We start from the raw sequence: 25,644 nt of genomic DNA on the forward strand, positions 1-25,644 counted from the left end.
GATAGGTCGGCTCAGGGGAGCAGCCGGTCGATGAAAGTGTTGCTGTACACGCGGTGCGGATCGAGCCGGTTGTACACCGCCCGAGCACTGTCCCAGTTCTCGTCCGCGGGAACACCTTCGCGGTAGGTGTCGGGCAGGCCCTGGGTGACGATCTGCTCGTCTGTATACGGTAGTTCGGGGCCGAATGCCCATCCCTTCGACCACTCGGGACGGAACGTGGAGTCACCGCCGTTGTAGCGCTGACGCATCCACTGTTCCATCTCGCGGTAGAAAGCGAACATGCCAGGTGTGCCCGGAACACCCAGCACATTCAGCCAGATCGCAGTGTCCCACTCGGGCTTGTCCGGGCGCGGACGCGTCGCCGCGATCGTCGGCGGGCCCGCCGACGGCACGCGCACATCGGATGACTGATCGAGACCGCAGCAACGAATCTCGACGGGGCCGTTGAGCGGATACTGGCCGAGCCCGCGGTAGTGCTCGATCCGTTCGTCGAACCACTGGGTGAAATCGTGGATGACGTTGGCGATGTTGGCGCGGTTGGTCAGTACTGCGCCGCCGCCCTCGGTCAGTCGCAGCGTGGTCGCCTTGATGTAGAACTGCAGGTCCTTCGACCAGCCCCAGATGTCCGACGACGCCGTCGCGGCGAGGCCTGCAACGGTCACGCCGTAGTAGGTCTGGCCGAAAAGCGGGGCAATCTGGGGGTTTCCACCCGTCAGTTGCCCGAGCAGATCGGTGATCGGCTCGGGAACGTTGTCGGAGAACGGGTAGTTGTAGGGTCCGGTGACCTCGCGGGACTCGGCCGGTTTCTCCGGCGCGAGCGACCACACCTTCATCCACGGCTTCTCGGTGAACGGATACCAGATGGCCTCGGCTCGGCCCGTACTACTCACGAACGATTCGAATGTCCGGCCCGAAGCGCCCGCAGGAGCGAACAGTTCGCGCCAGTCGATGTCGGTGTAGCTCTGGCATCGCATCCGGTAGTTGGGTCCGGCCTGGAGCGTGACCGACGTCAGGAACGTCCTGCCCAGGTGCGTGAGGAGTGCCGTGATGTCGGGATCTGCGCGGGTGAAGGTGCGCAGTGCATACTTGCTGCCGTCCCAGACGACTGCGGTGAGTTCGGTGACGAGGTTACTGAGCGACCCGAATGTATGTCCGGGCACATTGCTTTCACCGTCGGCCGGAAGAGCTGCTCCGTGAGCATTGACCGCAAGCGATCCTGCGATCGTCAGGACACCCGGTGCGGGCAGGTTCGCGAACCCGAGTCCGTGATCCTGCAATGCCGAGGTGATCGCATCGAGTGTGGCGCCCGGCCCGGCCGTCACGGTCGCCGGGTCGCCACCCGGATTCACGCTCACGGAGTTCAGATGAAGCATGGTGTCGGCGAGGATCACCCGGTCGACCGGAGCACCGTTGACGATCGTGAGTGGCGTCCAGCCGTGCATCGCGCCCCGTGGCCGGATGGTGTATCCGTTCTCGTGGGCCCAATTCGTCAGCCGCACCACGTCATCGGCGTTGTTCGGTGCGCATGTCCAGATCGAGTCCAGCATGATCTCTTTGGACCAGTTCTGGTACGCCTGCTGGTACAGATCGATGCCCTCGGGGAATGACGGCGGCGCCGGAAGCGTCGCGTCGGAAGATCCGAACGGAATCGCGTGCGCGGGTGTCCAGCCGCCGACAGCGGTCGCGGCCAGAGCGCCGGCACCGACGGCGAGGAAACCCCGTCGGGACAGACGCGGAGCGGAATCTCGAATTGTCATGTATAGAGCATCTTTCCGGGAGGGTGGAACTCACGCGATGGTGAGCACCACATCGGCCAGGGCTGGTGCAAGGTCTCGGTCTGTGACAGTGACAGTGGCGAGGAGCTGGTTCCCGCTCTTCCATACGCGTACGCGCAGTGTCTCACCTGGGAACACGACGCCGGCGAACTTGGCGCGGAACCCGGCGACACGCGTCGCGTCGGAATCGAGGAGATGGTCCGTGATGGACTTGCACACCGTGCCGTAGGTGCACAGGCCGTGGAGAATCGGCGCCGGGAACCCCGCGGCCTTCGCGAATTCCGGATCCGAGTGGAGAGGGTTGCGATCACCGCAGAGGCGGTACAGGAGCGCTTGCTGAGGCAGGGTCGGGACGTCGAACTCGGCATCCGGTTCGCGGTCGGGCAGTGCGACGGCCTCCGACGGTCCGCGTTCACCGCCGAAGCCGCCTTCTCCGCGTGCAAAGATCGATGACCGGGCGGTCCACAGCGGGTTTCCGTCGAGATCCTCGGTGACGGATTCCTGCACGATGACCGCGGCCTTGCCCTTGTCCCACACCTCGGCGATACGAGTGGTGGTGCGGCCCTTGCCGGATGCCGGGATGGGCGCGTGGACCTTCACCTCCTGGCTGCCGTGCACCACCTTCGCCAGATCGATCTCGACACCGGGGAAGGACACCTTCGGCGGTTCCGTGTCGTGGAATGTCGCGGCCACCGTCGCGAATGTGGGAAGTACCTGGGGGTCACCGTCGCGGAGGTAGCGCAGCTCGCCGGCATCGGTGGGGCGGGCGCCGGCACCGAGTCCGAGATTGTACAGCTGGACGTCGCTGCTGCTCCACGAGAATTCCTGGATGGGGAGCGATGCGCCGAGGGCGACTGAGGGGTCGATGGGCACGGGGGTCCTTTCTTGACGACCGGGCCGCACTTCGGCGCCGGACGGGCGCAGATTAGGTGCGATCGGCGGTGTCCGCGACGGCGCCTTCCGCGCAGCGGGACCCGTTCCTGCGGAGAATGTCGAGTACGGCCAGGTAGCCGAAGGCCATCGCCGGTCCGATGGTGGCCCCCGGGCCGGCGTACGTGTGGCCCATCACGGGGGAGCTGACGTTGCCGGTCGCGTACAGGCCGTCGATGACCGTGCCGTCCTCTTTCAGGACGCGGGCATCGACGTCGGTGACGAGACCGCCCTTGGTGCCGAGGTCGCCGGGAACCACCTTGATCGCGTAGTACGGCGCCTTGCCGATCGTCGCGAGGCTCGGGTTGGGCTTGTTGCGAGGATCGCCGTAGTAGTGGTCGTATCGCGACTCGCCGCGACCGAAGTCCTCGTCCTTGCCGGACCGGGCGAATCCGTTGAAACGCTCGACGGTGTCGGTGAGTGCTGACGCCGGAACGCCGATCTTCTCGGCGAGCTCGCTGACGGTGTCGGCCTTGACGATCACCCCTGCCTTGAACCACCGCTTCGGGAACGGCTGCCCGGGCGTGATGCCGGCAAAGGTGTACCGATTGCGGTAGCGCTGATCGAGGACCAGCCAGGCCGGGATGTTCTCGCCCGGCCCGTCGCCGCGGCCGTGCTTCCCGCCGTACATGGCGTGGGTTGCCTCGACGTACGGAGCGGATTCGTTGACGAACCGCTTGCCGGCGCTGTTGACCATCATGCAGCCCGGCAGGCTGCGCTCGGACAACGCGAACCACGGGCCGCCGGTGAGCGGGAACGACGGACCCCACCAGGCGTCGTCCATGAAATCGACTGCGCCCCCGACGGCCTGGCCGGCGCGGATACCGTCGCCGGTGTTGGCCTTCGCTCCCACCGACCATTCGGTCCCGATCGGCTGACGCTGGTACTGCTCGCGCATCTCCGCGTTGTGTTCGAACCCGCCCGTGGCGAGGATGACGCCCTTGCGTGCGCGGATGGTGCGTTCCTCACCACCGGATTCGACGCGCACTCCGCGCACGACGCCGTCCTCGACGACGAGATCGGTCAGGGCGGTGTCGAGCAGCAGTGGAACGCCGGCGTCACGCAGGCCGATGCGCAGTCCTGCCATCAATGCCTGGCCGCGGACCAGCAGGTTCTTCTTGGTGATCTTGGCCCACACGAATCGTGCGCCGACCTTCGCTGCGCGCAGCGGGCCGCGCGGGTTGCGCATCAGCAGGTTGAGCCACTTGTAGTCGGCCTGGGTGATGACGAAGTTCGACGGTGCCTTGACGTAGTCGGGTTCGAGGAGTTTCAGGTCGTCACCGAGACGGTTGCCGTCGAACGGCTTCGGTTCTACCGAGCGGCCGCCGGCTCGCCCTCCTGGAGCTTCGGGGTAGTAGTCGGAATATCCCGGCACCCAAGCGAGTTCGAGTGCGCTGTTCTTCTGGATGAACGACAGCATCTCGGGTCCGCGGTCGATGTAGGTGTCGATCCGCTCGGCCGGAACGACGTCGCCGATGATGCTGTGGAGGTAAGTGCGTGCGGCATCCGGGGTGTCCTCGACACCCGCGGCCTTCAGGGCGTCGTTGTTGGGGATCCATACGCCGCCACCGGAGCGCGCGCTCGAGCCGCCGTAGTGGGGTGCCTTCTCGATCAGGACGACGCTTGCGCCCTTGTGGGCGGCGGTGATCGCGGCGGTCATGCCGCCGGCGCCGCTGCCGACGACGACGATGTCGTACTCCTGCTCACTCATGTAGAACACGTTATAGAACTACGGTGCCCGGAGTCCATCCCTTCCGGGTAAATCGCGTTTATCCGTCGGGTGTTCCGAATCGGAACTCGTTCCAATGTGGGTGTGGGCGGCATGGCAACCGGACGGGTGGCCGCTGACCGCTGCCGGCTGATCCGATGACAGCCACTATGGATCCCGTCCATGCGGAATGCCGTCCATACGCAGTATCGAGAAGCGGAACAACCTGCGAACGGGACCGGCGAGACGAGTGCTACTTCGGGACGGGAATCGTTCCGTCGATCACGGCTTGCTCGATGCTGGCCCGCAGATTCGGGCATCCTTCGCGCGGTGTGATCGATGTGCCCGTGTCTGCGGCGTCGGCGCGGAGGGCCGGGCACACGGCGTCCGGGTCGTCCTGCCACTGCACACTCGTGTGCCGGTAGCTGTTCTTGCGTACGAGGACGCACGTGCCGCACTCGCGACACGCGACCTCGTTGAGGCCGGAGTCGAGATAGTTGATCTTGTCTATCGCGGTCTGGGCTGCGATGGCCTCGACCCGGTCGGGGCGATCGGCGAAATCCGGGGACTTCGCCCATTTGGCTTCTCGGGTCGAGGCGCTCATGTCAGACCTCCGCTTCCTGCTTACGCTTTTCCTCTTCGGCCGCCTTGCGCTCGAGGTTCTCGGCGACTTCCTTCTCCCAGGCCTCGTTTGCCTTGACGGTGTCGACCTCGAACTCGAAGCGTCCGGTCATCTTGTCGGTCACGTCGGCGACGTCGACGTAGAACTGCTCGTACCAGCGACGCAGCTGGTAGACCGGACCGTCTTCTTCGCACAGGAGCGGATTCTCGATCTTGGTCTTGTTCTTCCAGATCTCGACGTCCTGCAGGAACCCTTCGCCGACGCCCTCGGTGAGTTTGCCGGCCAGCATGTCGGTCTGCTCCGCGTTCATGCCCGTCGGCTTCTTGACGATGATGCCGTACTGCAACATGAACGAATCGTGCGTGATCGGGTAATGGCAGTTGATGAGCACCGATTCGGTCTCGTATCCGCCGTAGTTGTTCTTCAGCGGGTTGATCATGTACGACGGGCCGTAATACGCCGCGTACGACTCGAGTTTCGACTCCATGCCGTACTGGGTGGCCATGCCCTTGTCCGGGCGTCCGCGGGTGTTGAGGTACTGCTCCGCGACGTGTCCTTCGAAGACGTTCTTGAAGAACGTGGGGAAGGCGTAGTGGATGTAGAAGAAGTGCGCCATGTCGACGACGTTGTCGATGATCTCGCGGCAATTGGATCCCTCGATGAGGATCTGATGCCAGGTCCAGTCGGTCCACTCGTCGGTCCCGTACTGCTCGAGTTCGGGAATCGTGACGTTCTCCGGCGGCGTGTTTCCCTCCGGGTCGTTCCACACGAACAGCTGACCGTGCTTCTCCATCGTGGTCCACGCGCGAGTGCGGGCGAGCGGGGGGACGCGACGCGCGTAGGGGATGTCGGTGCATTTGCCGTTGCCGCCCCAGCGCCAGTCGTGGAACGGGCACGCGATCGAATCGCCCTTGATCTCGCCCTGCGACAGGTCGCCACCCATGTGCCGGCAGTAGCCGTCGAGCACCTTGATCTCGCCGTTGCTGTCGGCCCAGACCACGAGTTTGGTGCCGAAGGCCTCGACGGAGTGTGGCTTGCCGTCCTTGAAACTGCGACTCAGTCCGAGGCAGTGCCAACCCCGCGCGAACCGGGTCCGCGCCTCTCCGACGTCGATCTCGCGAATCTGTGCCATGTCCGCTCACTTCCTTCCGGATCTCTTAGTAGAACACGTTATAGAATTTCGCCCGCGACCGAAAGGGAACGGGGACTTTGGTCCCCGTGGAACCTGTGATGCCACGGAACTCGTCCGGTCTCGACACAAATAAGAACATGTTCTAGTCTCGAACCAAGCGATCAATTCCTGAACAGACGGGAGCGTCCAGTGGGTGACCACGACAGCCACGAGGTACTGCAGCGGATCGACGCTCTGCTGCCCAGCCTGCGGGAACGCGCGCAGGAAGCCGAGGATCTTCGCCGCATCCCCGATAGTTCGATCAAGGCGCTCCAGGAGTCCGGCTTCTTCAAACTTCTGCAACCGGCGCAGTGGGGTGGATACGAAGCCGACCCCGTCACCTTCTACACCGCGGTGCGCACCATCGCGAGTGCCTGCGGATCCACCGGCTGGGTGTCCGGAATCATCGGTGTCCACAATTGGCACCTCGCTCTGTTCGACCAGCGGGCACAGGAAGACGTGTGGAGTGAGGACGCCGATGTGCGTATCTCCTCGTCGTATGCGCCGATGGGTGCCGGCGAGGTCGTCGACGGCGGCTACAAGGTCAACGGTGCCTGGGCATGGTCGTCGGGCAGCGATCACGCGACCTGGGTCGTCGTCGGAGGCCCGGTCATCAAGGACGGGCGTCCCGTCGACTTCGGTAGCTTCCTGATACCGCGCTCGGAATACGAGATCGACGACGTGTGGAACGTGGTCGGGCTGCGTGGAACGGGCTCCAACACCATCGTCGTCAAGGACGTGTTCGTTCCGCGTCACCGTTTCCTGAGCTTCAAGACGATGAACGATCTGGCTTCGCCCGGACTCGAGCGCAACACCGCGCCCGTCTACAAGATGCCCTGGGGAACCATCCATCCCACGACCATCTCCACACCGATCGTCGGCATGGCGTACGGGGCCTACGACGCCCACGTCGAACATCAGGGCAAGCGTGTGCGCGCCGCCTACGCGGGGGAGAGGGCCAAGGACGACCCGTTCGCGAAGATCCGCATCGCCGAGGCCTCGAGTGATATCGACGCTGCGTGGCGTCAACTGTCGGGCAACGTCGCCGACGAGTACGCTTACCTCCTCGAAGGCAAGGACGTTCCGATCGAGCTCCGCTTGCGCGCACGCCGCGACCAGGTCCGCGCGACCGGTCGCGCCATCGCCTCTATCGACCGGCTCTTCGAGAATTCGGGTGCCACTGCCCTCGCCAACGGCACGCCCATCCAACGCTTCTGGCGCGACGCACACGCCGGTCGTGTGCACGCTGCGAACGATGCCGAACGCGCATACGTGATGTTCGGTGGCGCCGAGTTCGGTCTTCCGCTCACCGACACGATGGTTTGAGGACCGCCCATGACTGCAACGCAAGAGATCACCTACGAATCGACGTCCCGCTTCGCGCAGGTCCGTGACGATCTGCGCCTGCACTACCACGAGGCGGGCGTCGGGCACGATACGACGATCGTGCTGCTGCACGGAGGCGGCCCCGGTGCTTCGGGCTGGTCCAACTTCTCGCGTAACATCCCGGTACTCGCCGAGAAGTTCCACGTCATCTGTGTCGATCAGCCCGGATACGGCAAGTCCGACAAGCCCACCGAGCACCCGCAATACTTCGTGCACAGTTCGACCGCGCTGAAGGACCTGCTCGACCACCTCGGCATCGAGCGGGCACACTTGCTCGGAAATTCTCTCGGTGGCGGTGCCGCAGTGCGTTTCGCCCTCGACTTCCCCGACCGAGCCGGCCGGCTCGTCCTCATGGGCCCGGGCGGGCTCAGCGTCAACCTGTTCGCCCCCGACCCGACCGAGGGCGTGCGCAATCTCGGCAAGTTCAGCTATCAGCCGACGCGCGAGAATCTCGAAGCCTTCCTGCGAATCATGGTCTTCGACCAGTCGCTCATCACCGAGGAACTCATCGACGAACGATTCGAAGCCGCCAGCGCCCCCGAATCTCTCGCTGCTGCCAAGGCAATGGGAAAGTCGTTCTCCAGCACCGATTTCGAACTCGGCATGCTCTGGCGCGACGCCTACAAGCTCCGGCAGCGCGTCCTGCTCATCTGGGGACGTGAAGACCGCGTCAATCCGCTCGACGGTGCGCTCGTGGCACTCAAGATGATCCCGCGCGCGCAATTGCACGTGTTCGGCGGCTGCGGACACTGGGCACAGCTCGAGAAGTTCGAGGAATTCAACCGGATCACCGCGGACTTCCTCACGGACGGAGGCAAGTGATGACGATCCGCTCCCTCGCGTATCTGCGTATCGGCGCGACCGACGTGGCCGCGTGGCGCGACTACGGCCTCAAAGTGCTGGGCATGGTCGAGGGCAAGGGCACGAATCCCGACGCCCTGTACCTGCGCATGGACGATTTCCCGGCTCGTCTCGTCATCGAGCCGCACGACACCGATCACCTGCTGGTGTCGGGTTGGGAGACCGCGAACGCCGGCGACCTGCAGTCGGTGCGCGACAACCTGTCGGCCGCCGGTGTCCCGTTCAAGGAGGGCACCGCCGAGCAGATCGCCGACCGCCGCGTCGACGAGATGATCGTGTTCCAGGACCCGTCCGGCAACACGCTCGAGGCGTTCCACGGTGCCGCGCTCGAACACCGCCGCGTCGTCAGCCCCTACGGGCACCGGTTCGTCACCGGCGAGCAGGGTCTCGGGCACGTCGTGCTCTCGACCCGCGACGACGAGGAGTCGCTGCGCTTCTACCGCGATGTCCTCGGCTTCCGCCTTCGCGACTCGATGCGACTGCCCCCGCAGATGGTGGGCCGGCCCGCCGACGGTAAGCCGGCATGGCTGCGGTTCTTCGGATGCAACCCGCGCCACCACAGCCTCGCGTTCATGCCGATGCCCACGCCCAGCGGCATCGTGCACCTGATGATCGAGGTCGAGAACTCCGACGATGTCGGGCTCGGACTCGACCGGGCGCTGCGCAAGAAGGTCAAGATGTCGGCGACACTCGGCCGTCACGTCAACGACAAGATGCTCTCGTTCTACATGAAGACACCGGGCGGATTCGACGTCGAATTCGGTTGTGAAGGACTGCAGGTCGAGGACGAGGGCTGGATCGCCCGGGAATCGACCGCCGTGAGTCTGTGGGGACACGACTTCTCGGTGGGGTTCCAGTGATGGGTGTCCCCACGGACGGCGGCGCCGGTGCGTTCGAACAGTCGCAGGGGGTCGCGCCCCTCGACCCGAGGGCGTTCCGTACCGTCCTCGGACAGTTCTGCACCGGCGTCACCATCATCACCACCGTCGACGACGGCGCTCCGGTCGGATTCGCGTGCCAGTCGTTCGCGGCGCTGTCGCTCGACCCGCCTCTCGTCCTGTTCTGTCCCACGAAGCAGTCCCGCTCGTGGTCGGCGATCGAACGAAGCGGGCGATTCTGTGTGAACGTGCTCGCAGAGGATCAGCAGGATGTATGTGCCCGCTTCGGGTCGCGGGAGCCGGACAAGTTCGCCGGTGTCGAGTGGACGTCGTCTCCGCTCGGATCGCCGATCCTCGCCGGATCGCTCGCGCACATCGACTGCACCGTCGAGACCGTGCACGACGGCGGCGACCACTGGGTGGTCTTCGGTCGTGTCGCCTCGTTGAGCGAGGTGCACGACGAGTTGGAACGGCCGCTGCTGTTCTATCGCGGTCAGTACACGGGCATCGAACCGGAGAAGACGACACCCGCGCCGTGGCGCGATGACCTCGAAGCCTTCCTCACAACGGTGTCGGAGGACACCTGGCTCTGATCGCGGCTGCGCGCACCCATCGGCACCCAGCGAGCGAATTCAACAGCGCAACCGCGCGGTAGGAAGACAACAACTCGCCGTCGACGAGGGGTTCTTGTCCGTTTCATTCGCCGTTGTGTCTCGGACCCGGTCAGGCGCGACGTAATGGGGTAGTGAGTGGAGCGTGATAGGTCTGTGATCTTCGTCGGCGTGGGCGGGCGATTGTGAAATCATGCTGTGATCGGGCATAAATACTCCCGGACGTGCGTTGTGCTCTACCATCGGTCAACCAAGCCCTGGTATAGCCGCCAGAAGTCCACGAATGGGAGGAGCCCATGGCAACCGACTACGACCGCCCCCGGGTCGAACAGAACGAGGAATCGCTCGACATCCTGGGCCCCGGCCGCAATACCGCGCAGGCCGCGGTCGCGGACGTCGAGGAATCCGATACGGCCGAATCGTTCGAGCTGCCCGGCGCAGACCTGTCGGGTGAAGAGCTGACGGTTCGCGTCGTTCCTCGTCAGGCAGACGAATTCACCTGCACGCGTTGCTTTCTCGTTCAGCACCGCAATCGCATGGCTGATCCGGCAGAGAACATCTGCATGGACTGCGCCTGAGAGTTCAGGTTCCGGTGCTGTAGTCGTCAGCGCTGCAGTATCCGGGACATGAGCTGCCGTCCCTGCTCGAACGACATGTTCGGCAGGTACGCGTGGCTGACCGCCATCCCGATTCCCGGCAGTGCAGTGGAGTCGGGGAACACCATGTACATGGGGCGATAGCGGGGCTGGAACTTGGCTTTGAACGCCAGCAGCGATCGGAACCCGTACACCGGCTCGAGGGTGTGCCCGAGCAGGTCGAGCAGGTCGTCGAGTGCCCCGCGATCGTCGCCGTCGGATGCGTCCGCGGCACTGGCGAGCGGGGCACCGGACAGGCTCAGGAACTCGAGGCCGTCCTCCTGGGCGGAGAGCGCGGCCGATGCGATGAGGAACTCCATCGCCGGCGGAAACCCGTCGGAATGCCGCCGCATGAAATCGAGCGTGAGACCTACGAGCTCGCCGTCGCGGAACACGGGCATCCACGAAGTGACTCCGTGGACGTGCTCGTCGGCGTCGAGCGCCACCAGCAGACGTACCTCGGGGTCCTTCAGCTCGTCGAGACCCCCGAGAGTGAACCCCATTTCGGGGAGGCCCTTGTCGGCGACCCATTCCTCCGAGATCTCCACGATCCGAGAGGTGACGGACAGGGGTGCCTCCGCGAAGGTGGTCCAGCGTGCCTCGATTCCCTGCTTGGCTGCGCGGTTGAGCGAGGTGCGCACGTCCTGGAATTTCTTGCCCTTGAATGCAAGATCGGGCAGGTCGATCATCGTTTCCTCCGCGATCTGTACACAACCCCAACCGTGCTCGCGCGCGATCACCGCGAGATCCTCGCCCACCGAGTAGAAACACGGTGTCCACCCGTTGCGCTGGCAATAGGCGGCGAAGGCGTCGACCGCGCCGGCCCGCGTGGCCGGATCACCGACAGGGCCGCCGGTGGTCAGGGCGACGCCCGAATGCACGCGATACGCGATCGTATGCGCGCCGTTGTCGCTGAACCAGTAGCTGTTGCCCGGCCACGTGATCATCCACGACAGCGAATCTCCGCCCGGCGACCGCAGCAATGCACGCACTCGTTGTTCGTCGGCAGGGGAGTGGCCCAGCACGGGCACCATGAAACTTCGGAGCATCAACACGGCAAACACGATCCACACGGCGACACCCACCCATTCGAACAGCACGGTCGCGGGCGTGGTCGACGGGAGCACCGGCGGATCGAACAACTGCAGGTACACCGGTGGCACCAGCCGGTGAGGGAAATCGCGTAGTAGCGTCACCGGTCCGGAGTCGCGGTCGAAGCCGTCGGCGAGGAGGCTTCCCACTGCGACATAGACGACCAGGGCGACTGCAGCTGCCGCGACGGTAGTGAGAAACACGTGCCGGTACGTGCCGCGAGGTGCGCGTACGTCGAACAACCGATGTGTTGCCAGAAGCACGATGAGCACAGCGAGGAGTGCCGACAGCGGCGCCAGTTCCTGGTACAGCGAACCGTGTCGGTGCACTCCGTACACCAGCGACCGCGCCTCGTCGCGTTCTGTGATCCGCACGATGATGCTCGCTGCGGCCGCCGCGATCAGGGCCGCATGACCCCACGTCACGAGCAGCCATGCCGCCCGCCGCCCCCGCCGGAGCCCCTCTGCCCCCACGAGCAGCACCACGGCCGGCATCAGATTCGCGACCACCGGACCGAATCCTGACAGTCGAAGGGCCTGCTGTCCCTTGCGACACTCACCCTGCAGAGTGGGATCGGCGCACACGTCCACGAGTTCCCGGGCAGTGTAGGGAACCTGGCCGAACAGTTCACGCAGCGCCGACAGCGGTCCGATGGCGTGCGGGGAGAACGCCGCCAGCATCGGTCCGAGCACACTGGCCGCGACGACGAGTGCGACAAGTGTGCGTTGTTCCCTGATGGTGCCGCCGAGTGTTGTCGTGTGCGTGCGGTCGCGGAAGAGGATCGGTCCCAGCGCCAGCCCGGCGAGGGCCGCGCACAGACGCGTCAGGTCCTGCAGGTGTCCGGCGAACAGCGCGGTGGTGACCAGGAAGACCACTGTGACCATGCGGATTCGTCGTCGCCACAGTGTCGGCATCGCGGCGGTGGCGGCCAGCAACGTGCCGATCACCCAGGGAAGGGGATCTTCGATCAGGTGGCCGTGCAGCTCGAGGCCCCACGCGTTCGGAACCATCGAGGCGATCTGCGCCAGGGCCAGGGCCGCTGCTGCGCCCGCCCCCTGGGTCGCGACCGCGCTCACCGCGAACCGTCCACTCCCACTGATGTTCTCGACCGGAGCCGCGACTGCCACGATCACGACCGTCGCGAGGAGATACTCCGAGAGCCGCGACGCGAACAACCCGGATGTCCACAGCACCCAGGCATGTCCGTCCGAGAAGCTCGCGATCCCGAGTGAGACGTTGTGCGCGACGTCTCGTGACGGCCCGTGCAGGACGCTTCCCGTCGCCGCCGCCAGAATCCAGAGGCCTGCCAGCAACCCGAGCGTCACGGGGGCGCGGCGCAGCATCGATGTGCCGCGCGTGAGCACAGTCCGACGGCGCTGTCTCACGGGCCGACGAGTCCGAGTCGCTGGCTCAGCCACGGTAGCTCCTTCTCCAACCCGGCGGACCATACTTCGAAGCTGTGGCCGCCGGGTACTTCGGTGAGGTGGACATCCATTCCGGCTGCCTTCGCGGCGGCGGCGAGTTGTTCGACTCCGGACCGATACTCGGTGTCGTCGAGCCCGACCACGAACGCCCCTGCGGAATCGGGGAAGCGTTCGTGAGCGAGCAGGTCGGCGGGATCGATCCGCGCATAAGCCGCTTCGTCGCCACCGAATAGCTCGTCGATCGTCTGGTCGCGGTCGCCGAGGGTCGGTTCGGCCTGCCCGGATATGTCGAGGAAGGTCGGATAAACGTCCGGTCGAAGTGTCGCGAGTTGGAGTGCGCATGTGCCGCCGTACGACAGGCCTCCGATCGCCCACGCCCGCGGGTCGGCGTCGACCTGGAGGTTGCTGCGCACCCACTCCGGGACGTCGACCGACAGGTATGTTGCGACGTTGCCGAGACGCGAATCGACGCACATCGGGTTTGCGAACTCGCTGCCGGTTCCGTCGGCGAGCACCACGATCGGTGTGAGTCCGCTGTGCTCGGCTGCGAAGGCATCCATGGTCTGCGTGAGCCGACCTCCGACGAGCCAGTCCTCGGTACTGCCGGGCTGTCCCGCCAACAACACCAGGACGGGCAGTTCCGGGCGGGGATCGGCGAAGTAGGCGGGCGGAAGGTAGATGTTCGCGGCGCGGGCCTCGAACTCCGAGGTCGCGCCGGGTATCGGCGTGGTGGTCACGGCGCCGGTGGATGGCATATCGGGCGGTGGCGACCATGTGTCGCTCGGGACCGTTTCCACTCGAGCAAGCTCGTCGAAGGGCACGGTCCGATAGTCGCTCACTCCCAGTGCGGCGCGGACGGTCGGGTATTCGTCGTACACGGCATTGATCTGCGCGGCGGCCGCCACCGTCACCACGAGCCACGCGGCGATCAGCCCGCATCCCGCGAGGACATGGCGGTCCTTGCGATCGCGGCAGAACCACCGGCCGGCGAGCAGCGCGAGGGCGAGGAGCGCGAGCCCGGCCCACACGTAGACCGTCGTCGGGAGGCGGTCGGGGAACGGCCGCCACAGCTTCTCGACGACAACCGCGGCGATCACGGTCACCGCCAGCGCACACAGTCCCAGTACCGGCAAGAGGAGCAGCCACCGCCGGCTTCGCCGGATGGCGAGCACGCCGAGCCCGGCGACAGCAGCAACGGTGAAAGTGATCGCCGCTGCACTCGTGGTCAGCGGCAGATCCAGCACTGGGTCGGCGATCCCGGACCAGGACACCGACTCAGTATGGATGGGTCTCGACGTCTCCGGAGTCGTTGTCACCAATGAGCGCCTGGACGATCACCGGCGACGCCACGAGCACAATCGCGACGACGAACAAGTATCCGACCATCGTGAACACGATCCCGAGCGTCCCGAAGTGTGCTTCGGAACTGGCAGTGACGTGGGGCAGCGCGACCCGTCCTCCGATGCTGACCGCGGTCAGGAGAGTGGCGGTGAGAACGCCTGTCGCGACCAGGACACGAGTGGGAACGAGGCCCGACGTCAGTAGCGTGGGGCACGCCGTCCACACGCAGACCCACATGCACCACTGGGCGATCACTGCGAAAACCGGTGAACCGAGCTGGTGAATCAGCCCGGTGAGCAGTGCGGATGCCGCTACCAGAAGCAGAACCGCGCACCACCGCCACGCGTGGGACAGGCGCAGCACGGGCGTGTCCCAGATCTTCCCGTACACCCTGCCGAGTGCACGTGCGAACGATGTGCCGCTGATGAGGACCATCAGCAAGCCCACAGCGCCGAACGCCGCTGCTTCCGACGTCACCTCGAACCCGTCCTGGACGAGTACATCGGGATCGACTCCGAACGGGTCGAGGAGCGTCTCCCGGATCGCGGACGTGTCGACGAGGACCGACGCGGCCATGATGACGGGAAGCACCGAGGTGAACAGCTGCGCAGCGAGCGTCATCGAGCGGTCGACGAGTTCGATGCGCCCGAGCCCCACCAGAATGCGCTCGAGGGCGCGGCCCACCGGGTGGGTGTTCAACTCGGCGCGGAACCGCGCCACCGTCGTGGCCAGCATGGAGCGATCCTGCCAGGGAGCCGCTCCTCGTGCGCGCCGAACGACTGCAGTTCCGTACGGCTACAGCGCCACGCCGATGTACTTGGTTTCGAGGAACTCGTCGATTCCTGTGAAGCCGCCTTCGCGCCCGAGACCGGACTCCTTGATCCCGCCGAAGGGTGCGGCAGGGTTGGAGACCACTCCCTGATTCAGCCCCACCATCCCGGCTTCGAGCGCTTCGCACACGCGCAGCCCTCGTCGCAGATTCTCGGTGTAGACGTAGGACACGAGCCCGAAGGGGGTGTCGTTGGCACGTCGGATCGCTTCGTCTTCGGTCTCGAAAGTACTGATCGCCGCGACCGGGCCGAAGATCTCGGTGTGGCACATCTGCGCGTCGTCGGCGACGTCGGTGAGCACCGATGCCGGATAGAAGTATCCGGGTCGGTCGACCGGGGTGCCGCCGAGGGCGACGGTCGCGCCGCGGGCGACGGCGTCGGCGATGAGCTCGCCGACCTTGTCGACGGCGGCGCGGTTGATGAGCGGCCCGACGACCACCCCGTCCTCGACACCGCGACCCATCGGCAGCTCGGACATGCGTTCGGTGAGACGCTTCGTGAATTCCTCAGCAACACCGCGCTGGACGAGAATACGGTTCGCGGCGGTGCAGGCCTGCCCGATGTTGCGCATCTTCGCGGCCATCGCGCCGTCGACGGCGGCGTCGAGATCCGCATCGTCGAACACGAGGAACGGGGCGTTGCCGCCGAGCTCCATCGAGGTGCGCATGACGGTGCGCGCACACAGTTCGAGCAGGTGTTTGCCGACTCCCGTCGATCCCGTGAACGACAACTTGCGCGAGCGCGGATCGAGGATCAGTGGGGCCATCACATCGTCGGACTGCGACGTGGTGACGACGTTGACGACCCCGGGCGGAAGTCCCGCCTCGCTGAGCAGGTCGGCGAGGGCGAGTATCGACAGCGGGGTCTGCGACGCCGGCTTGATCACGCTCGCGCAGCCGGCGGCGATGGCCGGGCCGATCTTGCGGGTGCCCATCGCCATCGGGAAATTCCACGGGGTGATGAGCAGGGTCGGGCCCACCGGCTGCCGGGTCACGAGAAACCTCGATCCGCCCGCGGGGGCCTGCATGTAGCCGCCGTCGATGCGGACGGCTTCCTCGGCGAACCAGCGGAAGAACTCGGCCGCGTAGCTGACCTCGCCGCGTGCCTCGGCAAGCGGCTTACCCATCTCGAGCGTCATGATCAGCGCGAGCCGATCGACGTTCTCGATCATGAGCCGATACGCGTCCGCGAGGATCGTCGAGCGTTCACGCGGTGACGTCTGCGCCCACGAATCCTGGGCCGCCGCCGCGGCGTCGAGAGCGCGCATCCCGTCGGCGGGACTCGCGTCGGCGACCGAGCACAACTCCCGTTCGGTGGACGGATCGACGACGGGCATCGTGCGGTCGGCGTCCTGCCATCGCCCGTCTATGAAGAGGCCCGTCGGGACCGTGCGGATGGCTGCGTCTTCGTTCGGGCTGAGCTTGTCGTTCTGAGTGACCGCCTGATCGGGCATGGCATGCCTTTCGTCCGTTGCCTTCGGCCTCCGTCCATGTTATGCATATTGTCAACAATCCAACAATAGGATTGGGATTCGAACTCGGTCGCCTAACCCGGGAGGGTTGTCATGACTCGACTGTCTCCATTGCTTCAGCAAGCCACGCCCGTCACCGTCGACCACGCCGCCGGCAGCTACATCTACGGCACCGACGGACGCAGATATCTCGACTTCACGGCGGGAATCGGTGTCACCAGCACCGGTCACTGCCATCCGCACGTCGTAGAAGCGGCACAGCGTCAGATCGGCTCGCTGATACACGGCCAGTACACGACCGTCATGCACAAACCCCTGCTCGAACTCACCGAAAGGCTCGGCGCCGTCCTGCCCGAGGGCCTCGACTCACTGTTCTTCGCGAACTCGGGGAGTGAGGCGGTCGAGGCCGCGCTGCGCCTCGCCCGCCAGGCCACCGGACGCCCCAACGTGATCGTGTTCCACGGAGGATTCCACGGCCGCACCGTCGCCGCCGCGTCGATGACCACCTCCGGCACACGATTCTCCGCGGGGTTCAGCCCCCTGATGGGTGGCGTGCACATCGCGCCGTTCCCCAACGCCTACCGCTACGGATGGACCGAGGAGCAGGCCACCGATTTCGCCCTCAAAGAACTCGACTACCTCTTCGCGACGGTCACCTCACCGGCCGAAACCGCGGCGTTCATCGTCGAACCCGTTCTCGGTGAAGGTGGTTACGTCCCGGGTAACACCCGCTTCTTCCAAGGCCTGCGTGAGCGTGCAGACCGGCACGGAATCCTTCTCGTCTTCGATGAGATCCAGACCGGATTCGGGCGCACCGGAAAGTTCTTCGGACACCAGCACTTCGACACCCGGCCCGACGTGATCACCATCGCGAAGGGCCTCGCCAGCGGGTTCCCCCTGTCCGGTATCGCGGCATCCGAAGAGCTCATGGCCAAGGCATGGCCCGGATCCCAGGGCGGGACCTACGGCGCCAATGCCGTGTCGTGTGCGGCGGCCGTCGCGACCCTCGACGTCATCGAGAAGGAAGGCCTCGTCGAGAACGCCGCGGCGCGCGGGGCCGAACTGCTCGCGGGTGCGCGCTCCCGGGCGACCGATGCCGTGGGTGATGTGCGAGGCCTGGGGCTGTTGGTGGGCAGTGAGTTCGTCACAGCAGACGGCGAACCCGATCGCGAACGCGCAGCAGCTGCGCAGAAACTCGCGGCAAGCAAGGGGCTGTTGCTCCTGATGTGCGGCGCGTACATGAATGTCGTACGAATGATTCCGCCGCTCATCGTCACGTCCGACCAGATCGAGGACGGCCTCGGAATCTGGTCCGAGGTGCTCGACGAAGTCTGATCGCGTCCAGGAGGTTCTGTGACCCGCTTCATCACGATCACGCTCGACAAGCGTGGCATCTCCTGCCGCGCAAGACTCCTCGACGCGGAGGCGCCGCTCACCTGTGAGGCGGTATGGAACGCCCTACCGCAGAGCGGCGCTGCGTTCCACGCGAAATACGCACGCAACGAGCTCTATACGCTCGTCCCGCGGATCGAGATGGCGCCACACCGTGAAAATCCCACGGTGACACCCATTCCCGGTGACGTGTGCCTGTTCGATTTCGAACCGTGGGAGATCGGTAACCCGGCGTACGGGTACGAACCGGGATCGGAGGCCCACCACGAGCAGGGCGCCACCGACCTGGCGCTGTTCTACGGCCGCAACAACCTGCTGATCAACGGTGACGTCGGATGGGTGCCGGGAAACGTGTTCGCGACCATCGATGACGGGCTACCCGAGCTCGCGGTGGCATGTAACGACCTGTGGATCCAGGGGGTAGTGGGGGAGACGCTGACCTTCGCCCGAGCGACGTAGGCCGGGTCACCCTGCCAGCCCCGTGTGGGAGCAGGCAAGATGGGGCCCATGCAGACCGTGCCTCTGACCCTCCAGTCCTCTGTCGTCGTGCGCGCAACTCCGGAGGAGGTGTACGCGTTGGTGTCGGATGTGACCCGGACCGGGGAGTGGTCGCCGGTGTGCGCCCAGTGCTGGTGGGACGAGGGACAAGGACCGGAGGCGGGTGCCTACTTCACCGGGCGGAACGTGACCCCGGACCGCACCTGGGAGACGCGTTCGGAGGTCGTCGTCGCTGATCCGGGCCGGGAGTTCGCGTGGTCGGTCGGTCCCGGCGTGGTGCGCTGGGCCTATCTCATCACGTCCACGGACGACGGCACGGAGTTGACGGAGACGTGGGAGTTCGGCGAGGGCGGGAGGGAATTCTTCGACAAGCGCTTCGGCTCCGAGGCTCAGCGGGAGATCGCGGAGCGGGAGCAGGCTGCTCGCGAGGGGATCCCCACGACGCTCGCCGCGATCAAGCGGATCCTCGAGGGCTGACGCTCCGCGTCGGTCGCGTGATCCGGCTCTCGCGTGCTTCGAACGAGAAGGCGTGCATCCGCGAGCTCCCGGCGGCGACCCTATTCGACGTTGGTCCGTGAGATAGTTTGCCGCACCAGGAAATCCACCGCGACACACACCCACGCGGTGAGTGCAACCCAGATGAATACACGCCCGACATCGTCGATGAGTGGGATGCGTAGCGTGCCGCCGACGGTCGTGCTCGCCACCGAGTAGACCCCCATGGGGAAGACCATGGCCCACAGCTCGGTCGTATAGCGGATCGTGACGTGGCGCCGCAGGTGACGCCAGGTACCCATCAGCAGCAAGCCGGGAACGAGCCACGTCGCGAAGCCCCACAGCGCGAGGGCGGCGCCACCTGCCGCCCCGTGCACGGCACTTGCTGCAGGACTCGTCGGTGCCATCGCATGCAGATGCCCGGAGGCCAGCGTCGAGATCGCCAACGCGCCCATCACCACCCAGAAAGAGGGCCCGAGCTCGTTCACAGGGACCCCGTACCGCAGAACCCGCACGACGAGGGCCGCGCCCACCACCGCATAGAGACCGAGTCCTGCACCCCAGCCGATGACGGCAACGACGGCAACCAGGTCGCGTGTGCCGTTCAGGTGCGGCTGCAGCATCGCAGCCAGGACGGCAACCGATTGCATCGCAACCACCCAGACGAACCATGTGCCGTCGATGTCACGGATGAGGTCCGGGTCTGCGCCGGGGGTATCTTCCGCGGCCGCAGTTCTTCCCAGGTGGTGGTCGCGCAGCACGACGAGCCACGGCACCGCGTACCCGAGGACGAGCCACAGCGCGAGACCGAAGAGCCACAGCGCCACGGCCCACCCCAGTAGATCCGCGACCGCGAACCGGATGCCGACCACGCAGGTGCCCGCCACCAGTGTGAAGAAGCCGAAGGCACGGTGCGGATCACCGAGATCGGTGCGTAAGCGGTCCGGGGCCGTCACCGTTCGCACACAGAGCAGCAGCAGAAGCGTCAACCAGCCGGCGCCGGCGCACACCCAAAGAACGAGGGAGACAAGATTCCGGTCGACCGCGTGCATGCCGACGGACACGACACCCGTGGCCATGACGAAGGCGAACACCGACGGAGGCATCGTGTGGATGTACGTCAGAATCTTCTTCACGGACCTGATGCTGACAGACGATCCGTGTAGCCAATAGCAGAATACGTACAGCAGGAGGCATTTCCGAGGCAGGCAACCGAATCTTGCTTACGAACCATGTGGCCCGGCTACCCTCACCGGGTCCAGTGCGGGCCGCGTAGGGTGTCCAGCCCCCGATTGCCGCGTATCAATGCCCTGTTGCCGGGATGATCGGGGCTTGTTCGCCGACGTCTCCGAACAGTTCGATACTGCGTGTTCCCACCGGTTACAGGTCCATACTCTGGCGCACGCGCAGCTTGTTGTAGGCGCTGATCCCGATGACCAGCGCGAGCAGCGTGTAGAGGGTGATCGTGATCGGGGTGCTGATCAGCGTGAGCGGGTTGTTCTGCGAATTGTTCATGGCAGCGCGCAGCGATGACTCGGCGAGCGGGCCGAGAATGACCGCGATGAGCACAGGTGCCAGCGGGACGCCGTAGCGGCGCATGCCGAAACCTACGATGCCGAGCACCACCATGAAGGCGACGTCGATGATGGACGCACTCGCCGCGTAGACACCGAAACACGCGAACATCGAGATGCCGGCATAGAGATACTCGCGGGGGATATTGAGCAGCTTCGCCCACAGCGGTGCGAACGGCAGATTCAGGATCAGTAGCACGACCATGCCGATGAACAGGCTGGCCATCAGGGCCCACACGAGGTCGGCGTTGCGCGTGAACAACAAGGGTCCCGGTTGGATTCCGTACTGCTGGAATGCAGCGAGCAGCATCGCTGCCGTCGCGGACGTGGGGAGGCCGAGAGCGAGCAGTGCACCCATCGCGGTGCCTGCCGTCGCGTTGCCCGCCGCCTCTGGACCGGCGACACCGCGAATCGCGCCCTTGCCGAACATCGGGGTCTTGCGTCGACGGTCGAGTCGCTGTTCGGCTCCGTATGCGAGGAACGTCGGGACTTCGGCGCCTCCGGCCGGTATGACACCGAACGGAACGCCGAACGCCGTGCCGCGCAACCACGCGGGAAGTGCCTCGCGGAACTCGGAGCGCGTCAGGAAGGGCCGACCCTTCGAGGAGATGAGACTGCGGTCGTCGGGCCGACCGATACGCGACGCGACGTGGATGACCTCGCCTACCGCGAGCATGGCCACGGTGATCACGACGATGCTCACGCCGTCGAAGAGCGCGACATTGCCGAACGTGAATCGTTGGGAACCGCTGACCTGGTCGGTTCCGATCATCGCGAGAACCAGGCCGATCAGGAGTGCTGCCATGCCCTTGAGCACCGAGTCGGAGACCACCACCGATGTCGCGATGAATGCGAACAACGCGAGTGCGAAGTACTCGCCGGGACCGAAGCTGGTGGCGAGATCTGCAAGGGCGGGGGCGAAGAACACCACGAGGACGGTGGCGATCATGCCGCCGATGAACGCGCCGATCGCGGAGGTCGCCAGTGCCTGCGGTGCGCGACCTCGTCTGGCCATGCGGTGGCCCTCGATCGATCCGGCGATTGCCGTCGAGTTCCCTGGGGTGTTCATGAGGATGCCCGCGATCGCGTCGCCGAACAGGCCACCGAAGTAGATTCCGGCGAACATCACGAGGGCAGCCAGCGGGTCGAGCGTGAAGGTCACGGGCAGCAGCAGTGCCACCGCCATCGCCGATCCCAGACCGGGCAGCACGCCCACGGCCGTGCCGATCAGTGCACCGACCAGAACGTAGAGCAGGCTCACAGGGGTGAGGACGTCGCCGAATCCCCCGAGCAGACCGAGTATCGAATCCATCAGAACAGTCCCATCACACCGGGTGGAAGAGTGAGTCCGAGTAGTCCGCCGAAGACCAATTGGACGATCGACGACAACGCCAGTCCGATCAGCAGGTTCGCCACGTACTTGGTGCTACCCAGGCCCACGGTGACGCCCCAGAACACGACGGCACCCGCGATGATCCATCCGGCCGGAACGAGCAGCACCGTGAACACTACGAACGAACCGATCGTGATCCCTGTGGCGCGCCAGTTGCTTGCCGGACCGCTGATCGGTTGTCCGTTGTCGTCGACGGGTGCATCGGGGATCTCGGGGTGCCGCAGGATGCTTACTGTCAGCAGCGCTGCGATCACGAAACAGAATGCCGCGGCGATCGCGGGAAACGATCTGGGGCCGAAGATCTCCGAGTCGTCGGCGATCTCCATGTCGACTATGCCGTAGACCAGGAACAGACCGACGACCACCAGCAACGCCGGCATGATCAGTGCGCTCTTGCCCACCCATCTCCCCGTTGGACGAGGTGCGGGTTCGAGTGTGGTGTCGTGCTCGTCGGTCGTCATGACAGTTCCAAGTCTTCGAGAATGGCATCCACCCGCAGTTGTTCCTCGACGAGGAACCTGCCGAATTCGTCTCCGGGCAAGAAGGATTCCTCCCAACGGTTCCGTTCGACTGCGGCCTGCCAGTGTTCGGTCGCGATCATTTCTTCGACGATGTCGATCAGCTCCTGCTGTTCGCTGTCCTCGATCCCGGCGGGTGCGACGAGGCCGCGCCAGTTCACCAGGTCCACCGCCGGATAACCCGCTTCCTCGGCCGTCGGCGCCTCGAGGCCCTCCAACCGCTCCGGTGCGATCACGACGAGGGGGCGGAGCCTTCCGTCGATCAGCAGGTCGCGGAAGTCGTTGTAGCCGCTGATCCCGACGCCCGGGGTGCCCGGGGCCGTGGAGAGCAGGTTGATGGTGAGCTCTCCGCCTCCGGCATAGGCTGCGTATCGGATTGCGGCGGGATCGATACCGGCCTCGCGGGCGAGGAGCGCGGCGACCATGTGGTCGATTCCGCCTGCCGAGCCGCCGCCGATCGGCATGGCTGCCGGGTTCTCCCGCCACGCCTCGATCATGTCGTCCAACGTCTGGAACGGTGAATTCTCTGGTACGACAATGACTTCGAAATCCTCGGCGAGTCGGGCGATCGGTGTCGTATCGGACAGGTCGACGGGGGAGTCGTTGCGGGCGATGCCACCGAGCATCACGGTGCCGGTGACCATCATCGTGGTGCTCTCTCCGCCGAGTTCTGTCAATTGCGACAGTCCGATGGTGCCGGCGGCGCCGGGGATGTTGACGACCTGCACGTTGTTGGAGATGCGGTCGGTGCGTAATGCCTGCTGGGCCTCGCGGGCGACGAGATCCCATCCACCGCCCGCGGCGGCGGGCGCGATCAATGTCAGTTTCGCGCGGGCATCGGCGCCCGAGCCGGTCCGGCTCGCGTTGATCCCCGCCGCTACCACCAGGGCGATCACGCACGCGACTCCGACGATCCACCGGACCGGAGGCGAGAGCTTCATGTACATCCTTCCCTGGCGCTGTGAGTCCCGCAATTCTGCAGCTCGGAAGTGATCGGTGTCACGTGAAAGCTCGTAATGGTCATTATGCGCATTTCGCTCATGGTGATGTAGTCATGATCGGGAAACTTCTGCGGTTAGAGTTGGCCCAGCAATTCGATCCGGGAGGCCGACATGACCATCGCCGTTGCCTACAGTGACAGTGCCGAAGGCAGGGCCGCGTTGCTTGCGGCCGCCGCCGAGGCGAGCCTGCGTACCACCGAACTGTTCGTCCTCCACGTCGGAGACGGTGACGAGACCACCCCTGCACCTGATCTTGTCGACGAGATCCGCGGTCGGGTCGACTCGGCCCTGAACGAAGGCGGGACACACGTGTCGTGGACTCTGCGCACGGCGGGGCGCGGCCACAACGTCGCGGGGGCGCTCGTCGATCTCGTCGCCGAAACTGGTTCCGACATGCTGGTTCTCGGATCGCGACGTCGTTCAGCGACGGGCAAGTTCCTGCTCGGTAGCACTGTGCAGAGGGTTGTGCTCGACTGCCCTGTACCAGTACTCACAGTCAAGGCTCCCGAGAGCTGACGGCACCTCGGCGACGGTTGCTGCCGGCGGGTTGCGTGGAACCGAGATCCTCGGCCGAGACGGACCGACGTAGCAGATCGGAGCTGGGCCCACCTCCGTTTCGGCCCATCGAAATATGCTCGCGCCGAATCGAACACCGCCTGCAGAGTCGTGTGAACGACTCGAGGGGCTCGGGTCGGCGGGTATGCCGATATACGGGTGACCACCACCGCGCCGCCGGGTCCGATGTTGTGTTGCAGGGCCACTCCGCCCGCTTCAGCCGCAGACGCGACTTGCCGCACACCGGGGGTGCCGCGCAGCTGTCAGGTCAATTCGGCACATTGAGTGCTCCCGGACATCCGGTCCGCCTGTGTCGCCGCAGAATTCTCCTCACCCGTCAGTAACGCCGTACACAGCTCGGTGAGTCGGTCGGCGAGATCGGGGCGTCGGTGTAATTGGGTGACACGGGCAGCATTGCCTATCAACGTCAACGCGGCGCTGATGGTGAATTGCGCCTCGTCGGTGTCCAGATCCGGAAGGATCTCGAGCAGGGCCCGAACCCACAGCTGGAGGTAGTCCCGCTGCGCCTGTAGGCAAGCTTTCCGAGCGTTGTCCGGGAGTTCGCCCAGTTCGGTGGCCATCAGCCCGACGAGGTGCCCGTCTTCGAGCGCGAACGCAATGTGCACGCGTAGGAGCTCGGCGAGTGTGTCCTGCGGATTCACGACGCCCGATAGCGCCTGTCGTACCGCGAGATCGCGTCGGTCGAAGCCGCGGGTGAGGGCAGTGACCAGCAGATCCAGCTTCGTGTCGAAGTGGTTGTACACGTTCGGGCCTGTCGTGCCGCAGGCCTCGCCGATGTCCTCGTTGTTGACCGTCCGGTACCCGCGGTCGTCGAACAACCGGATCGCTGCGGCCAGCAGCTGTTCCCGTCGTGACACCGGTATCTCGATGGCATCGACCGGTGTCTCGGATTCGTCGGCCACCTCGGAGCCGAGGGGGCACAGCGCCACTCGGGTCGCGAGATCGAGCATGAGCGGTTCCATTCGCTTTTGGGACATGACGATTCGGTGACTGGACGAGCTACTGAACACCGCGAGGATCGAGAACGCCACCAGTCGGCAGTCAGCCTCGGGGAGTGCCGGCCGTTGGGCATAGACCGTGTCGAAGACCTGCGAGACGATGATGCTCAATCGCTTACGCAAGAAGGCTCGCTGTTCGTCCTGTAGGTAACGCGCCTCGCGCTGCCACAGTAGCGGAAGCCCGCGCCGCCTGACCGATGTCGCGGACAGCGCGGCCAGTAATGACATCAGATCAGGCGAGCCGTCGATGGTGTCCTGTAGGTCGTCGATGCCGGCCAGGACTGTGTGGTAGAGCAGGTCGTTCTTGTTCCGGTAGTGACGGTAGAGCGCGGAGGCGGTGATGCTCACCTTGGTGGTGACGTCAGATACTGCGACGTTGTGGTATCCCCGCTCACGAAACAGTTCGCTCGCAGCCGCCAGGATCTGCTGCTTGCGGTCACGTGGTCTACGCTCGACCATTACCC

The 25,644-nt window shown here is 65.3% G+C and carries 22 protein-coding genes and 1 pseudogene; 9 read left to right on the forward strand and 14 right to left on the reverse strand.

The window, feature by feature from the left end; all coding sequences use genetic code 11:
- Window positions 1–11 precede the first annotated feature (11 nt).
- The 5 genes from Q7514_RS14775 to Q7514_RS14795 form a co-directional block, all read right to left on the reverse strand.
- Window positions 12–1,757 carry a cholesterol oxidase substrate-binding domain-containing protein gene (locus Q7514_RS14775; protein WP_330134026.1) on the reverse strand — a complete coding sequence of 582 codons (1,746 nt, stop codon included), beginning with the start codon at window positions 1,755–1,757 and terminating at the stop codon, window positions 12–14.
- A 30-nt stretch (window positions 1,758–1,787) separates the two neighbouring features.
- The gene (locus Q7514_RS14780) at window positions 1,788–2,648 is read right to left on the reverse strand and encodes a MaoC/PaaZ C-terminal domain-containing protein (RefSeq protein WP_330134027.1); all 861 of its coding nucleotides are present in this window, start codon (window positions 2,646–2,648) and stop codon (window positions 1,788–1,790) included.
- 52 nt (window positions 2,649–2,700) lie between these two features.
- The gene (kstD, locus tag Q7514_RS14785; protein WP_330134028.1) at window positions 2,701–4,416 is read right to left on the reverse strand and encodes a 3-oxosteroid 1-dehydrogenase; all 1,716 of its coding nucleotides are present in this window, start codon (window positions 4,414–4,416) and stop codon (window positions 2,701–2,703) included.
- Window positions 4,417–4,666: 250 nt separating this feature from the next.
- Window positions 4,667–5,017 carry a hypothetical protein gene (locus tag Q7514_RS14790; RefSeq protein WP_330134029.1) on the reverse strand — a complete coding sequence of 117 codons (351 nt, stop codon included), beginning with the start codon at window positions 5,015–5,017 and terminating at the stop codon, window positions 4,667–4,669.
- Between the two features lies 1 nt (window position 5,018).
- The gene (locus Q7514_RS14795) at window positions 5,019–6,167 is read right to left on the reverse strand and encodes a Rieske 2Fe-2S domain-containing protein (protein ID WP_330134030.1); all 1,149 of its coding nucleotides are present in this window, start codon (window positions 6,165–6,167) and stop codon (window positions 5,019–5,021) included.
- A gap of 189 nt (window positions 6,168–6,356) precedes the next feature.
- Here Q7514_RS14795 and hsaA point away from each other — a divergent pair, with 189 nt between their 5' ends.
- The 5 genes from hsaA (at window position 6,357) to Q7514_RS14820 (ending at window position 10,520) form a co-directional block, all read left to right on the forward strand.
- Window positions 6,357–7,532 carry a 3-hydroxy-9,10-secoandrosta-1,3,5(10)-triene-9,17-dione monooxygenase oxygenase subunit gene (gene hsaA / locus Q7514_RS14800; RefSeq protein WP_330134031.1) on the forward strand — a complete coding sequence of 392 codons (1,176 nt, stop codon included), beginning with the start codon at window positions 6,357–6,359 and terminating at the stop codon, window positions 7,530–7,532.
- Between the two features lie 9 nt (window positions 7,533–7,541).
- Window positions 7,542–8,414 (forward strand): 4,5:9,10-diseco-3-hydroxy-5,9,17-trioxoandrosta-1(10),2-diene-4-oate hydrolase, encoded by an 873-nt coding sequence (hsaD, locus tag Q7514_RS14805; RefSeq protein ID WP_330134032.1) that lies wholly within the window; start codon window positions 7,542–7,544, stop codon window positions 8,412–8,414.
- A complete protein-coding gene (gene hsaC / locus Q7514_RS14810; protein WP_330134033.1) occupies window positions 8,414–9,313 on the forward strand; it encodes an iron-dependent extradiol dioxygenase HsaC in 900 nt (299 codons plus the stop codon). Before hsaD ends, hsaC begins: the two co-directional genes overlap by 1 nt.
- Complete coding sequence (hsaB, locus tag Q7514_RS14815) at window positions 9,313–9,924, forward strand: 3-hydroxy-9,10-secoandrosta-1,3,5(10)-triene-9,17-dione monooxygenase reductase subunit (RefSeq protein WP_330134034.1); 612 nt, start codon at window positions 9,313–9,315, stop codon at window positions 9,922–9,924. The genes hsaC and hsaB overlap by 1 nt, the downstream gene beginning before the upstream one ends.
- Before the next feature lie 314 nt (window positions 9,925–10,238).
- Window positions 10,239–10,520, forward strand: a complete 282-nt coding sequence (locus Q7514_RS14820) for a DUF4193 domain-containing protein (RefSeq protein WP_330134035.1) — start codon at window positions 10,239–10,241, stop codon at window positions 10,518–10,520.
- Window positions 10,521–10,546: 26 nt separating this feature from the next.
- On the opposite strand, the gene Q7514_RS14825 is transcribed toward Q7514_RS14820, so the two are convergent.
- Genes Q7514_RS14825 through Q7514_RS14840 form a run of 4 tightly spaced genes read right to left on the reverse strand, consistent with a single transcriptional unit; the run spans window position 10,547 to window position 16,717 of the window.
- A complete protein-coding gene (locus Q7514_RS14825; RefSeq protein ID WP_408016104.1) occupies window positions 10,547–13,012 on the reverse strand; it encodes a bifunctional lysylphosphatidylglycerol flippase/synthetase MprF in 2,466 nt (821 codons plus the stop codon).
- Window positions 13,013–13,050: 38 nt separating this feature from the next.
- Window positions 13,051–14,364: an alpha/beta hydrolase gene (locus Q7514_RS14830; RefSeq protein WP_330134037.1), complete on the reverse strand. Its 1,314-nt coding sequence runs from the start codon at window positions 14,362–14,364 to the stop codon at window positions 13,051–13,053.
- Between the two features lie 4 nt (window positions 14,365–14,368).
- Entirely contained in the window at window positions 14,369–15,169 is an 801-nt protein-coding gene (locus tag Q7514_RS14835; protein ID WP_330134038.1) for a hypothetical protein, read from the reverse strand.
- 60 nt (window positions 15,170–15,229) lie between these two features.
- The gene (locus tag Q7514_RS14840) at window positions 15,230–16,717 is read right to left on the reverse strand and encodes an NAD-dependent succinate-semialdehyde dehydrogenase (RefSeq protein ID WP_330134039.1); all 1,488 of its coding nucleotides are present in this window, start codon (window positions 16,715–16,717) and stop codon (window positions 15,230–15,232) included.
- 111 nt (window positions 16,718–16,828) lie between these two features.
- On the opposite strand from Q7514_RS14840, the gene Q7514_RS14845 reads away from it, so the two are divergent.
- From Q7514_RS14845 to Q7514_RS14855, 3 genes are read left to right on the forward strand one after another with little or no spacing between them, the layout of a single operon-like run.
- The gene (locus Q7514_RS14845; protein WP_330134040.1) at window positions 16,829–18,070 is read left to right on the forward strand and encodes an aspartate aminotransferase family protein; all 1,242 of its coding nucleotides are present in this window, start codon (window positions 16,829–16,831) and stop codon (window positions 18,068–18,070) included.
- 18 nt (window positions 18,071–18,088) lie between these two features.
- Window positions 18,089–18,586 carry a DUF3830 family protein gene (locus Q7514_RS14850; protein WP_330134042.1) on the forward strand — a complete coding sequence of 166 codons (498 nt, stop codon included), beginning with the start codon at window positions 18,089–18,091 and terminating at the stop codon, window positions 18,584–18,586.
- Window positions 18,587–18,625: 39 nt separating this feature from the next.
- Complete coding sequence (locus Q7514_RS14855; RefSeq protein ID WP_408016097.1) at window positions 18,626–19,102, forward strand: SRPBCC family protein; 477 nt, start codon at window positions 18,626–18,628, stop codon at window positions 19,100–19,102.
- A gap of 80 nt (window positions 19,103–19,182) precedes the next feature.
- Here Q7514_RS14855 and Q7514_RS14860 read toward each other — a convergent pair whose 3' ends face one another.
- From Q7514_RS14860 to Q7514_RS14875, 4 genes are all read right to left on the reverse strand, one after another.
- The gene (locus Q7514_RS14860) at window positions 19,183–20,256 is read right to left on the reverse strand and encodes a tellurite resistance/C4-dicarboxylate transporter family protein (protein WP_330134044.1); all 1,074 of its coding nucleotides are present in this window, start codon (window positions 20,254–20,256) and stop codon (window positions 19,183–19,185) included.
- A gap of 244 nt (window positions 20,257–20,500) precedes the next feature.
- Window positions 20,501–22,006, reverse strand: a complete 1,506-nt coding sequence (locus tag Q7514_RS14865; protein WP_330134045.1) for a tripartite tricarboxylate transporter permease — start codon at window positions 22,004–22,006, stop codon at window positions 20,501–20,503.
- Entirely contained in the window at window positions 22,006–22,548 is a 543-nt protein-coding gene (locus tag Q7514_RS14870) for a tripartite tricarboxylate transporter TctB family protein (protein ID WP_330134046.1), read from the reverse strand. The genes Q7514_RS14865 and Q7514_RS14870 overlap by 1 nt, the downstream gene beginning before the upstream one ends.
- The gene (locus Q7514_RS14875) at window positions 22,545–23,546 is read right to left on the reverse strand and encodes a Bug family tripartite tricarboxylate transporter substrate binding protein (protein ID WP_330134047.1); all 1,002 of its coding nucleotides are present in this window, start codon (window positions 23,544–23,546) and stop codon (window positions 22,545–22,547) included. The genes Q7514_RS14870 and Q7514_RS14875 overlap by 4 nt, the downstream gene beginning before the upstream one ends.
- Window positions 23,547–23,717: 171 nt before the next feature.
- Between Q7514_RS14875 and Q7514_RS14880 the strand changes: the two genes are divergently transcribed.
- Entirely contained in the window at window positions 23,718–24,122 is a 405-nt protein-coding gene (locus Q7514_RS14880) for a universal stress protein (RefSeq protein WP_330134255.1), read from the forward strand.
- 176 nt (window positions 24,123–24,298) lie between these two features.
- Here Q7514_RS14880 and Q7514_RS33200 read toward each other — a convergent pair.
- Window positions 24,299–25,639 (reverse strand): annotated as a pseudogene (locus Q7514_RS33200) (TetR family transcriptional regulator); the annotation flags it as partial.
- Window positions 25,640–25,644 lie beyond the last annotated feature (5 nt).

Source organism: Rhodococcus artemisiae (assembly GCF_036327795.1).
Lineage (GTDB): Bacteria > Actinomycetota > Actinomycetes > Mycobacteriales > Mycobacteriaceae > Rhodococcus > Rhodococcus artemisiae.

What these genes read in the sequence shown, in the direction of transcription:
- Q7514_RS14840 (WP_330134039.1), bottom strand. Translation starts at nt 16,717, where the DNA reads ATGCCCGATCAGGCGGTCACTCAGAACGACAAGCTCAGCCCGAACGAA.
- Q7514_RS14870 (WP_330134046.1), bottom strand. Translation starts at nt 22,548, where the DNA reads ATGACGACCGACGAGCACGACACCACACTCGAACCCGCACCTCGTCCA.
- Q7514_RS14825 (WP_408016104.1), bottom strand. Translation starts at nt 13,012, where the DNA reads ATGCTGCGCCGCGCCCCCGTGACGCTCGGGTTGCTGGCAGGCCTCTGG.
- Q7514_RS14775 (WP_330134026.1), bottom strand. Translation starts at nt 1,757, where the DNA reads ATGACAATTCGAGATTCCGCTCCGCGTCTGTCCCGACGGGGTTTCCTC.
- Q7514_RS14880 (WP_330134255.1), top strand. Translation starts at nt 23,718, where the DNA reads ATGACCATCGCCGTTGCCTACAGTGACAGTGCCGAAGGCAGGGCCGCG.
- Q7514_RS14845 (WP_330134040.1), top strand. Translation starts at nt 16,829, where the DNA reads ATGACTCGACTGTCTCCATTGCTTCAGCAAGCCACGCCCGTCACCGTC.
- Q7514_RS14865 (WP_330134045.1), bottom strand. Translation starts at nt 22,006, where the DNA reads ATGGATTCGATACTCGGTCTGCTCGGGGGATTCGGCGACGTCCTCACC.
- hsaD (WP_330134032.1), top strand. Translation starts at nt 7,542, where the DNA reads ATGACTGCAACGCAAGAGATCACCTACGAATCGACGTCCCGCTTCGCG.
- Q7514_RS14855 (WP_408016097.1), top strand. Translation starts at nt 18,626, where the DNA reads ATGGGGCCCATGCAGACCGTGCCTCTGACCCTCCAGTCCTCTGTCGTC.
- Q7514_RS14875 (WP_330134047.1), bottom strand. Translation starts at nt 23,546, where the DNA reads ATGAAGCTCTCGCCTCCGGTCCGGTGGATCGTCGGAGTCGCGTGCGTG.
- Q7514_RS14820 (WP_330134035.1), top strand. Translation starts at nt 10,239, where the DNA reads ATGGCAACCGACTACGACCGCCCCCGGGTCGAACAGAACGAGGAATCG.
- hsaB (WP_330134034.1), top strand. Translation starts at nt 9,313, where the DNA reads ATGGGTGTCCCCACGGACGGCGGCGCCGGTGCGTTCGAACAGTCGCAG.
- Q7514_RS14835 (WP_330134038.1), bottom strand. Translation starts at nt 15,169, where the DNA reads ATGCTGGCCACGACGGTGGCGCGGTTCCGCGCCGAGTTGAACACCCAC.
- hsaC (WP_330134033.1), top strand. Translation starts at nt 8,414, where the DNA reads ATGACGATCCGCTCCCTCGCGTATCTGCGTATCGGCGCGACCGACGTG.
- kstD (WP_330134028.1), bottom strand. Translation starts at nt 4,416, where the DNA reads ATGAGTGAGCAGGAGTACGACATCGTCGTCGTCGGCAGCGGCGCCGGC.
- Q7514_RS14790 (WP_330134029.1), bottom strand. Translation starts at nt 5,017, where the DNA reads ATGAGCGCCTCGACCCGAGAAGCCAAATGGGCGAAGTCCCCGGATTTC.
- Q7514_RS14795 (WP_330134030.1), bottom strand. Translation starts at nt 6,167, where the DNA reads ATGGCACAGATTCGCGAGATCGACGTCGGAGAGGCGCGGACCCGGTTC.